Annotated in this window: 6 protein-coding genes; all 6 read right to left on the reverse strand. The window is 39.5% G+C overall.

The window, feature by feature from the left end:
- Position 1: 1 nt before the first annotated feature.
- The 6 genes from AB5217_RS09695 to AB5217_RS09720 all read right to left on the reverse strand — a co-directional run bounded on the left by AB5217_RS09695 (position 2) and on the right by AB5217_RS09720 (position 12,656).
- Positions 2-4,513, reverse strand: a complete 4,512-nt coding sequence (locus tag AB5217_RS09695; protein WP_032844155.1) for a translocation/assembly module TamB domain-containing protein — start codon at positions 4,511-4,513, stop codon at positions 2-4.
- Between the two features lie 269 nt (positions 4,514-4,782).
- The gene (locus tag AB5217_RS09700) at positions 4,783-6,306 is read right to left on the reverse strand and encodes a calcineurin-like phosphoesterase C-terminal domain-containing protein (RefSeq protein ID WP_032844154.1); all 1,524 of its coding nucleotides are present in this window, start codon (positions 6,304-6,306) and stop codon (positions 4,783-4,785) included.
- 100 nt (positions 6,307-6,406) lie between these two features.
- Positions 6,407-7,909, reverse strand: a complete 1,503-nt coding sequence (locus AB5217_RS09705) for a hypothetical protein (RefSeq protein WP_225450265.1) — start codon at positions 7,907-7,909, stop codon at positions 6,407-6,409.
- 48 nt (positions 7,910-7,957) lie between these two features.
- The gene (locus tag AB5217_RS09710) at positions 7,958-10,759 is read right to left on the reverse strand and encodes a M16 family metallopeptidase (protein WP_195647150.1); all 2,802 of its coding nucleotides are present in this window, start codon (positions 10,757-10,759) and stop codon (positions 7,958-7,960) included.
- 12 nt (positions 10,760-10,771) lie between these two features.
- A complete protein-coding gene (locus tag AB5217_RS09715; protein ID WP_004304925.1) occupies positions 10,772-11,227 on the reverse strand; it encodes a hypothetical protein in 456 nt (151 codons plus the stop codon).
- 13 nt (positions 11,228-11,240) lie between these two features.
- Entirely contained in the window at positions 11,241-12,656 is a 1,416-nt protein-coding gene (locus AB5217_RS09720) for a RagB/SusD family nutrient uptake outer membrane protein (protein ID WP_032845532.1), read from the reverse strand.
- Positions 12,657-12,660: the final 4 nt, after the last annotated feature.

Raw genomic sequence — 12,660 nt, forward strand, 5'->3', positions numbered from 1 at the left:
CTTACTTCTTTTTCTTAAAGATGAACAGTTCACTGAGTTTGTCCAGTTTCTTGCGAAGTACCAGACCGACTCCTGTTTCCGTAATCTCGCCTTCGAGTACACTCTCGTAGTTTTTATCGTAGAACAGACGAACATAACGGGTTCCGGTTCTATCCAAACGATATTCCAGAGAGATGTTATCGATAAAGGATTCCGCATCATTCGTCGCATTCTCACCTGTAGACACCTTACCTCCGATTACAATCTGGAAACGGTTGTTAAAGAGACGTTGTGAATAACGGAAACTGTAATCCGTACGCTTACCACCCGTATCCGACAAATCGTGATCTTCGATACCGACAGAAACACTGGCATTTTTCAAATTTCCCATCAATGAGTTGATTTGGCTGCTTAATACGGAGTTCAGTGCGGAACCCATATTCAGTTTACCCAATCCACCACCTCCGCCACCAATCGGTCCGGTGCCAAGATAGGTTTTCATAACCATAATATAGAGGGCTTGTTTACCTCTCTCTTCCGCCCCCATGGCTGTCAACTCGTTTTGTATGGTTGCATCTTCGGGAGCAGATACATCAAATGCAAAAGAAAGATTATCCAACCGGTTCTTGACAACGATGGACACATCGAAATTAACCGAACGTGTTCCGCCGTTCTCTCCCTCGGAAACAGAAGCACGGATACGATCGGTTGCTTTGAAGTTCAACATCGGATCCATGGGGTTTCCTGTCCATTCCACATAGCTACCGTTATCGATAGCAAATTCTTTGGCAGCAATGACAGGTAAAGCATATTTCATCAAACCGCCGCTCAACGTATAGCGTCCGGTCAATGTCAGATCACCTTGCGGAGTATATTTCATAGAGAGGTCACCTCCCCCTTCCAGTTCGACACGATTGTCATTGCTTGCATCCAAATCGACTTTCAAACGGACGGATGGATCGATATGTACCATCATCACCATGTCCAACCCGCCTAAAGAAACAGTCGGCACTTCTTGTTGGACAACCGTAGTGGTGTCGCTAAACGAAGTAAAGGTTACCAGACTTCCCAAACGATCCTGTACCGTCAACGGCGAGTCGGTCAAGATATAGGAAACGTCTGTATTACCCAGCAGGCTCATGTTTCCACGCATGTTCAATCCATCCAACGGCCCTTTCACTGTTGCCCGGAAATCGGCAAAGACTTTTCCGTAGACCAGACTCTCACGAGTGCGTTTGGCATCCAGAAGCGTATAGTTCTGCGCCAGCAGATTCAGATTCGCCATCGGTCGGGACATATCCCTGAAATCAACATAACCGTCAATCGTGAATGGAGTTTTTCCTGTTGTATAGATAGCGAATTTATCAAATTCCAACCGATTATTCTTTATCTGTACCGGACGGTCGTCGAACCTGAAATTAGCACCATATTGGCGGGAAAGAACAGAAACGCTATCCAATATCAGTTCGCCATTTATCAAAGGCTGCTCGGTGCTACCCGCAATATTCAGATTACCATCCATATCACCGGCCAGCGTAGCCATTTTATCAGGAATAAATACGTTAGCTACACGTAGCGGGAAATGCTCCAGAGTAGCGTTTACTTCCAGACTGTCTTTTCCTGTCTGGGTTGGAACCAGCTTACCATCCGCCACCATCACTTCCACTTTGTCATGATTCAGATAGGCGTTAAGATATTGTTTCCCCTGTTCTCCCGGTAACCAAGTAGCTCCTAATGTTATATCACCAATTCGTTGATGTTCATAAGTCAGCTCGTCAATAGATGATTCAACCGAAAGCTGAAGATCTTTTTCAGTCTGTACGTAGTGTGCTTCCGCAGAGAACAAACCGGTTATTTCCGGGAAATAAGGTAGTACCTTGCTCAATTCGGCTAAACTGATTCTTCGGATTTCGACATCAATATTCTGTAAAGAAACAGTATCTCCCCGCACCGAATGTACACGGAATCCCATTCCTTCATCATCCCACATATCTACATTAGCGTATACACGCATATTCTTATGCACATAAATCCAGTTGTGATTTTCATTAAAGTGGAATTTTTGGAAGGCTATTATCGGCTCTTCCGGAATTAATGTGAAAGCTAACCCATCGCCTTTTCCATGACCTTCAAACAGAGGACGAGCATTGACACCGAGCAGTACGCCTGTTTCTCCTTTTCCATTCTTAAAGTCTACCAACAGTTCTGCATCCCGGTCACGAATCTCTCCCGTCAGTGTAGTAGAAAAAGAGAATTGCGGATTCTTCGGTCCGTTAATAACGCCGGCACGCAATTTCATGAGTGTAGTATCTTGTTTGACGGTAAAGAAAATCGTGTCTAGTTGTAAGGTGTCTACTTTCAAAGCGTGAATAGCGGCTTTTCCATTGATTCCCCAATCAGGAGCCGTTCCAAATTTCACTGAAGCATCATGGTAAGCAATCTTTTTAGTAGCCAGAAAATACGCCAAGGGGTTTTCTTGCCCTGCAGAGAAAGAGAAAACTGCCGTCGGTAACGCCTTACGCAATTCAGCGTGATTCAATGCTTTCTCATCAATCTGCTTCATCAATACATCCACAAAATGAGTAGATTGGCGAATTAAAGGATTAACACCGGAGCGTGCGCTCAAGTCGAGTTTCATATCACCGGAGATTAAATGTGCCGAAACTAAATCCCGACGGGCTTCGGCAACTAAGTTAAAAGTCAACGGACGCTTCATTGACTGCGGCATAATTCCCAGTTCATGCAAATCCAGTTGAGTAACATCAATCGTTATTTTACCGTCGGGGTAACTGTGTGCCAGATTATATTCAGCATCTGTTATCATTTTCAATAAAGCATTATCGCTTGTCAGATGTGCAGTGACCAATGCGCCTTTAAGTTCTCCCGTCAGATCAAGATCGGAAAGATGGTATTTAGCATAATGAAGTTGATCTAATGCAAGATTCAATTTGGCAAATGAATGGTAGGACATGACATCTAATCCACGACCATTAGCTGCAGCCGAGAGAGAAAGTTCATAGATAGAGTCTTTCGGGAGGAAACTATGAAGTTGCAGATTGTCTATTTTCAGATCAGCCTTATAGACTTCGGTAGCGGTATTTAAGGCCGCATTCACATCCATAGCTCCTTGTCCTTCTTTCAAACGGAGATTTGCTTTATATTCAGGACCTTTGATATCCACTTTCGCCACCAGATTCATACTGTCAGGAATAACAAGCGTGCCATTAGGGGCTTCTCCCGACAGAGCGGTCAGGAAGTTTAGGTTTTGAGTGGTCATTTTCAGACCGATGGTTCCGGTGCGTGTGAGGCTGTCGGCGAGGTTTTCCAAAAGACCACCGCCCTCCAATGCAAAAGCCCCTGGCAGGTCTACTGTAAAGCGGGAAATCTGCATTTCTTTCAGATTGCCATCCGTACCGGCACGGATGACGAGCGGGCGGAATGGATAGGCTTCTTTGAAGCTTTCAGGTAGAGCACCGGCAAATAACATGACGTCTTCTTTGCCAATATAGGCATTGAGACGGGCAGATAAGCGGCCCGTAGTCGGGATGTTGACCAGTTCCCAATAGGTATGTGCAGATAAATCGATTTCAGAATGTGGAGTGTTCAGTTTCAAACTGGGAACACAGATAACAGAATCATTGGAGTAGGCTCTACCCGTCAGGGCAGTGACGCTCAATCCGGAGCGTTCGTTCATGGTAAATTCACGAATGACTGCGTTCATATCCCTCCCTTTATACAGCAAGGAATCCAGAGCGATGCGAATATCCCGAACGGCAATATGAGAAGCGTCGAAGCCCTCTGTCGGTTGAGCAGTTCCGGTATCATAGCTGGCGGAGGTTCCCGATAATAAGAACTTCTTCAAGTCGTAGTATTGATTCTTCAAATCTGCTTGAGCATTATTGATGGCCGCTTCTCCAATATGGGCCGTCATACGCATGGAATCAGCAGGAAGTTGCATGCCGAACGATACATTTTTCAATTTCAACTGATGAAGAGCTACTTTCCAGTTGATCGGAGCAGAAGCTGTGGTATCTTTGGGCGTAGTTGTGGTATCATTCATCAGTAGCTGCATGTGAGTGTCGGATAGTTCGACCTGATTGATTACCGCTAGTTCATTAGACAGATCGACGCCATGACTTTGCAGGAAGAAACGTCCCAAAACGCCTTTAATCTTCATTCCCTCCATCAAATCGGCTGAATTAACGGCTACCCGGCTCAAAGTCACTTCATCCACTTCAACTTTTCCTTTTATCAACGGCCATGCCTGTACACGGACATTGAGGCTTTCTAAAGACAAAAGGGTGTCCGGCTGTTGAATGACCTCCACGCCACGTACCAACAGATTAAGTGGGAAACGAAGGTCTATCCGCTCCACCTGAATCTGCATGCCGGTTACTTTAGAGGCGTATGCAGTAACCTCCCGACGCAAAAGATTCTGAACGGGAGGAACATAAAGCAATACCATTAGTATTACAAAGAGTATTATAGGAGTAAGCAGTATCCAGCTTACCCAACGTATCCATTTTCGTTTCATGTAAAATGTGTCAGTGTAAATAAGGTGACACAAAGTAAACAAATTATTCCGAAAAAAGGTTGACGACAGGAGCAAAATGTTCTGCAACAAAAGAAATATAAGTATTCTGTTTTTTCTGACTTCACCAGAAGCAGCGACTTATATTGCTTCATTTATATCATAATAAAAAAGATGAAGTTACTTGTTAGTCATATTACCCAATGTATCCGATTGTCTAATAAGACAGATATTGGCTCTATTTACAGATATACAGAATTCCTTAAAAAATACTATCTTTGATAATAAAAGCAGCGTTCGCCACTAGCTTTAAATCCCCATTGATCAGAAGCTTCAACAGCGATCAAATGAACACCTTCGCAGCACTCTTTAGGTAATTGTAGTCCCCAGATTTGAGGAGAAAATTGCCTTCTGAACGGATTTCTACGATTGAAACGAGTTGGATATATTTTTAGCTGATTCCAACTTCTCACCCTTGCTACATTCACATCAAGTTCTTCTTTCTTCTCACATAATAACCATTCACCATTATCCAAACGACAACGTACTATTGTACTATCTGAAGCTCCATAAACAGTTACAAGCATTTCTCCCTGGTGTTTCTTTCTCAATTCATCGATATAAACATCTGTCGAGTCAATACCTGCAATCCAAATATTCATCTGTCGGGAAGCATCCATCCCTATGCCCTTATACCGGAAAGAATAGTCTTTCTCTGTAAAATCAAAAACAAAATAATTACGAGGAGTACCACATTGCATCAAAGCAGACGGAATACCTTCCCAATCCTTTTCTCCCACCCACCAGAAACCACAAGAAGCCCCTGTTACTAATTCATGTACACAAACATCCTGACCATGTAAAAAATTCCTCTCCACCTGATGCATGTGCCCAGTCAAAGCTAAAACATTCCCTCGTCCTTCTAATATTTCAATCAATGCGGATGAATTAGTAGTATGTACTAATGGAATATGCATACAAAGTACGATCTGAGCATTTTTAGGTACAAGTTTCAGATCATTTGAGACAAAGCGCAATTGACTATCAGAAATCTTCCCTACATAAGAACGTGTTCCTTTACCATAGACATTATTTAGAACAATAAAATGTACGTTTCCTTCGTTAAAAGCATAAGTCGCTGATCCAAAAGCTGTATTATATGAAAAGGTTTGATTAATCCTTATAGAATCAGCATCCCGATCGTGATTACCTATAACTGTCCATGATTGTATAGGCAATAGTTCCATCATCTGTTTGATAGCGGGAAATAAATTTAAATTGTTATTCACTAAATCACCTAAAAATATATTGAACGAAGACGAATCTGCTTGCAAAAGTTCTGGCCATAAAGAACGGGAAGCATAATCCAACTCCTGAGAATTACCGACTTGTACATCTCCTATTGCGTTTATTGAGAAATGCTTATTTACCTTTTTCTTATTCAATCCAAAATTGATTTGTTGCGTCTCGGTATCCCCATGACTATTCCAATAATAAAATCCTGAATTTACTATTTGATTAGACAATAGTGTCCAATTATTCGGAAGAATCGGGAAGATACTGTTTCCCTTAGAAAGTCTGATTCTGAAATGTCCCTGTTTATCTGCAAGTAGAACAGTATCTCCATTAGATATGGCTATTCCCGAAATACCTTTTTCTCCTTTGTCCTGAATCCCATTTTGATTACCATCTTCATAGACACAACCTTCTATCCAAGCAACATCTTGAGCCAAACATTTTGTGGAAACAAAACTGCCTAATAAGAAGAATATATATATAATCATGAACTTTTTCATTTTTTCATCTTATTAAGATAAAAACAAGGAAGGATATATTAAGATAAAAACCATCTATACCCTTCCTCGCATTTACATTATTTTATTAAAAGCATAACGTTTACTTATCTGTATATTTAAAAACTATAGCATGGTTATTGTCATCTGTAAATGAAATATATCCAACTCCTGTGGAGGAGAAAGCTATATTCAAATTACTAGAAGCAATATCTGCTAATTTATGAGGATCTGACCATTGCTTAGTTTCATTATCCAAATAAATAACCTTTGGATAATCTTGATCTTGTTCATCTCTGTAGGCAACAAAAGGAGTACCATCAGGAGCTATTGATATGGCCACTGAAGTTGAAGTTGAGGTTTTAAAATCCAAAGGCAATGGATTTCCTCCTACTGTGGACCATTGTTTTGTTACCGGATCATATTTCTTTAGTCTCAAGTTATACACACCTGATGTCACTGCATCATCACTTGTTAAGATATAAAGTGTACCATTTTCTTCTGCTTCAATATCCAATCCAACAATACCAGTCTGAGTAGCATTTGGTTCTACATAGTTATTTAATAGAATACTCCATGTTCCATTTTTATATTCATATACTGAATGACCATAATTTACGCCTGCTACTGCCCCACGGTTAACCACCAACAGATAGGCAGCATGCTCTGTCTTAGCAAGATTACAATTATAGATTGGAGTCCCGGAAGCCAAAAGTGGTAATTCACTACTCGCCCAACTGTTCTGATAAATAGACATAACTAACACTCGCCTTGGAAAAGAAACTTTGTTGCTATTGTTCACTTGTGAAACAATAGTCTCTCCATTATCTAATACTCTTAAATGTAATTGCTGAGATTGAGCATTTACAAATCCTTGATTACCTACATAATTCCAGGTAGTCCCATTCCATTTCATTAAAGACGCAGCACCTGCAACTGTGGTAGCACTGTTATCAGAATAAACGACATAAGGAATTCCATCCTTGTCAATATCAAAATCATAATTTGACAAACTAACTTCTCCTCCAAAGCCTTCTAAAGAACCAACTGCTGTCCAAGTTGTACCATCAACAAGTTTTATGACAGCCATTTTCTCTTCTTCTTTTAGTTTAAAACCAAGATATGGAACTTGATCCACCGGGTTTATTTTTAAAACAGATCCACTGAAAACTGATGTCGCTGTAAAGTCCGGCATTCTTACCCAAGCCATATTAGAAGACTTAGCAACTGTTATCGTATACTTTACATTCTGTTTTCCATTACTAACAATGTAATCTACAGGAGCTGTAAAATCATTGGCAGTAGCACCACTAACTTGTGTAACTCCATCTACCAAGACGATATTACCATCGTTCGTCGTAAAGCGAGCGACAAGTGCACTTTTATCTATAAATGCAGGCATAGTAACCTTAGCTGTTGTGGAAGATAGGGTAGCTATATAATCATCTGATAATATACTTGAATTATCTTCAGCATAAAACCCAAAGGTTAACAGCTTAGCTTCAACTCCTTCATCTGTCCCATCATTCTTGTCATCCGAACAAGATGAAAACGCAGCAAACAAAACAATTACTGCCATCCAAAATAAATCTTTCATTCTATTCATACCATAAATATTTGTGGACCGGAGTCCTGTTATACAATCATATTATTACTAATTTTTAGGGTAAAGCACAGCTTTTATCATGGGAGTAGTGCTCAATAAAGATTTTGCAAAAGAAGAAATATCTTTTGCTGTTATACTATTTACTGTTTGTGCATAATTATTCAGATATTTCCAATCCTCCTGTTGATTGAATATGGAATTGCGAATCCAAGAAGTCCAAAAAGAGTTTTTTTGTTTATCCAATTCAAAATCTTTCAAAAGATTACGTTTAACATCCGTTAATATACCGTCAAATGATTCCGGATATTCATAAAGTCTTTGTAATTCTTCTTGTGTAGCATTAACCAAACTATCAACATCCTCTGGCAAGCAGACAAATCCAATCATCGTTCGTGATAAGAAAGAAGGATATAAACCCGCACTCGAAGCTACGCTTACACTATAGACTTTTCCCATTTCCTCACGCAAACGGTTAAGTAAACAAGTGCGCAACATCGCTTTCATTACATTCGATTTCAATGTGAATGAGCTAAACTCCTCTAACAAACTGTCTTGCTGGAAAATCAATGAAACTGATGCTTTAGGAGAATCCCCCGTGTGACGTATCAATGAACAGGATTTATAAGGTATATTACGTTCTGTATAACACCAATCCGTATCATTCGATCCTTTAGGTAATCCACCAATATATGTAGTGATTAACGGCTTTATATCCTGTATAGTACAGTCTCCCAAAATAACAAATGTGTAATCTTTCGCTGCACCATAAAAACGATTGAATAGAGGAAGCATATCCTCTTGCTTTACATATCGTGTTATTAAAGAATCAGAAAGTATTGTATTTGTGTAATTTCGTCCGTTCAAAAGCCACATTAGTTCTTCCTGAAAAAACTCCGTCGGACTTTTTTGCTTGACACGATAATTTTCTTTTGTCTTCTCTATTGTTTGTTTACAAATTGCTGTATCCAACTGAGGGTACATCCATTTGGTATAGAGTAGTTGAAACATTGTTTCCATATCCTTTACCTGCGATACTCCAGCTAGCCCAGTACGTGTCTTATCAACAAGTAGACGCATAGAAGCAGAGTTTCCTGCCAGAAAATAGTTCAATGCATCCCTTGAAAAATTTCCGGCTCCAGAAAGTGAAATAATACTGGGAGCGAATAGACCTGTATAATAATGTAAAGAATCTAAAGAATAAAGCCCTCCTTTCCGAAAACCAGTCAACAACACCTTCCCCTTATCGAGTTCTGAAGACTTAAATATAATGCGCGTGCCATTATTTAGCCAAAGAGACACAGCTCCTATCTCTGGTATATTTTCTTCTCTGACAATATGTCCCCCCGACGGTAATTGGCATAATTCATCCGGTACAGAAAAATATTTATTATACCGTTTCGAAGATTGTTTTCTGGCTTCTTTTATAATTGACATCAAAGTCGCATCTCCATTCACTTCCTTATTAGCTTTTTCATTTGCTCGCAATAGATAATGCATCTTTTGGGGTGAATATACTTTTGCCAAATTCCTAACCAAAGCAACAGAGTCTAGTTCTGGAAAATATCGTTGAACTAATCGATACTCTTCTTGTAATGAGGTAAATCTGTTTCCTACATAAAAATCGGCATAAATATCGTTCATTAATTCAACGGAAGCAGGATTTTGCTGATTTTGAAGTTTATTCTCCAAGTTATTATAAATAACCTTTTTGGCACGTTCTATTTCCGTCTCAGTAAACCCATAACGAAAGATTTGCTGTTGCTGTGCAATAAACTCCGAAATACCTTTTTCCATTTTCCCAGGTAGTAGTTCTACCGAACATAGCAATACTCCAGTTGCATTCAGAAAACTTGAGTACTGAATACTGGCTTTCCTATAAGAAGGATTTTCAAAAGCCCAAGCATTCATTCGCATCTTAAAAAGGCGATTCAATAATGTTCGGGTCAAATAAGCCTTATAATCCTTTGCTGTCTGAACCGGTTTTGAAAGTGGCAGCAACTGAATCATATCCAATTCTATTGTTTTCAGCGATTCATTGGTAAGTATCTTTACCGCTTCCTTTTTATAAACAGGAATGTGGCATTGCTTCCAAATAGGAGAGGCAAGAGACGATAGTTTCCCGAATTTCTCCTTTATAAGCGTCTCAACCTGTTCAGGATTTATATCACCTACAACGGCCACAGCCATTAGTGAAGGATGATACCATGTTTGATAATAATCCAGAATATCCTCTCGTTTACAGTTTCTAATGACAGCCGTATCACCAATAGTCATTCGTTCGGAATAGTGCGAACTATTCAGAAGCTCCAATAGAAAAGCTGTATCACTATCGCGTTTGGCATCTCTCTTCGACAACCATTCCGAAAGTATAACTCCACGTTCTTTTTCTACCTGCATTGAATTGATAGAAAGCCCGCCTGCCCAATCAGCTAAGATAGTTAATGTTGAATCTACCATTTGAGGATTGGATGAAGGCAACTGCAATTTATACACAGTCTCATTAAACGAGGTGTGCGCGTTTAAATCTTTCCCGAATTTGGCTCCTTTCGACTCTAAGAAACGAACCATACCATCAGAGGGGAAATGATAACTACCATTAAATGCCATGTGTTCTAGGAAATGAGCCAATCCTCGTTGATTCTCCTTCTCCATGACGGAACCAGCCTTCACAAACAAACGATAAACGGCTTCCCCTTTGGGATTCGTATTCGGGTAAATATAATAGGTTAATCCATTATCCAGTTTTCTTACAATCAGATTCTTATCATACTGTAAGAACTCCGATGATTGCCCGTATACAACAGGGCTTAGCAATAAGCCTATAAAAATCAGCCATAAAAACTTTTTCATTCTACTCCTTCATTAATTCTGTTTCTCTATCACCAGTTCGCGCTGTAAACCGTCGGGACCTGGAAGCCCCATAGTCAGTCCTTGATTATTGCCAGTCAAACGAATGGTTATTGTATTGTCTTTGTTCTCATCTAAATGATTTGGCATCCATCGGATGCGTATGGGCATATCATAAATACCCGGTAGAAAAGTTAATGTACTACCCTTTGTTACCAGTTCAAAATCAACACCGGATTTCAGACCATCTCCTACTATGACTTGATAGTTCACTTCCAGATTCTCAGTCAGAGGTTTCGAACTCAGATACACACTATAAGTATTAATGTTATTCACATCCGACTTGACAATAACTTTAGATACACCTTTATCTGTCATAATATGAATAAAAGGCGTATCATAAGGCTCTTTCTCATCAGTAGTACATGCCCAAAGGCAGCTTATTAGTAATATAAAGTATAGTGATCTCATAAATGATTTATTTTTAATTGTTTACTGTCGGATTGGGTTGCATATTTGTATTCGCATTCAATTCTACTTGCGGAATAGGCAATACAAAATAATCACTAGGATAAACGATCTTTTCCACTGAAGAATTCGTATTTTCCTCACGTTTAAGATCCTGCTTCCAGCGTATAATGTCAAAGAAGTTATGTCCCTCAAAACAGAGTTCCTTTACACGTTCCTTCTCTATCAGTTGTATCAGTTTTGCGTCTGAATATTGACTAAGTGTATTGACTGCATAGTCTGTATCTACAGCACGCTCCAAAATAGATTTAAGATATCCGGAAGCAGCTGTATAATCTTTCAGATGCCAAGCTGCTTCAGCAGCATTCATATACATTTCGGAAAGACGGAAAACAAATGGATCATCCCTATTCACTTGATTATCTGGCTGTTTTAGAGAATAATATTTGGAACAATAAGCTATTCCATCTTTATTTCTAAGTAAGCCAAGACGGATATCCCCTTCATCGAACAACGTAAATAATGTATCTGCAGGAACACAGGAAGCATCATAAAAAGCCTTTAATTTTCCTGATTGATCTATTCCATTCAATCGAAAGATAGCTTCTCCCGTAGTAGAAAGATCCTGGTACATATTTAAATAGGTATCTCCTTGAGACAGTTTCCCTGTCCCAATTGCCAGTTTTGCATACTTCAGGGCGTTATTCCAATCTTCCATATACAAATAGACTCTCGAATATAATGCGTTGACCGCTTGTAAAGAAGCATAATATATTCCACTTGATTCAATGCCCCTGAAACAATCGGCAGCTCGTTCCAAATCTGCTAAAATTTGTAAATATACTTTCTTAACACTCTCCCTGGAAACATTATCATCGGGACCTGGAGTTTTTAATAGAATAGGAACTCCTAAATGTGAAGCATCTGACGTGTAATTATAAGGTTGTGCATATACCCTACATAAATCGAAATGGCACAATGCCCTCAAGAATAAAGCTTCTCCGAGAATACGTTGACACATATCCTTTGCATTCGGATAAGCTGAAATCACCTGAGGCTGATATTGAATTACATTATTCACATTTGCCAAGGCTTCATATATTTTACGCCAAATATACCCTACAGCTCCTGTCTCTTGTAAAGCATCAGAAGTAAAATTATACTGATCAAGCATATCTGCTCCTGCAGAGACATACTTCATTGACAACATATTTCCGGCAACATCCGGATATTTTGTAAACTCATTGTCATAATAAGCATACATCTTATTATATGCGCCAACCAGCCCTGCATTAAGTCCGTCAGGATCTGAAAGGAATGAAGGGATTGTTGTTTTTCCTTTTTCTTCAACTTCTAAAAAATTGGTACAACTGCTAACCAATTGCATAATGATGCATAAAGCACCGGCTAGTAGATATATTCTTTTTTTCATGTTA

Source organism: Bacteroides sp. MSSM.1001136sp1_RTP21357st2_D2_RTP21359_211015 (assembly GCF_040913205.1).
Classification (GTDB): Bacteria; Bacteroidota; Bacteroidia; order Bacteroidales; family Bacteroidaceae; genus Bacteroides; species Bacteroides ovatus.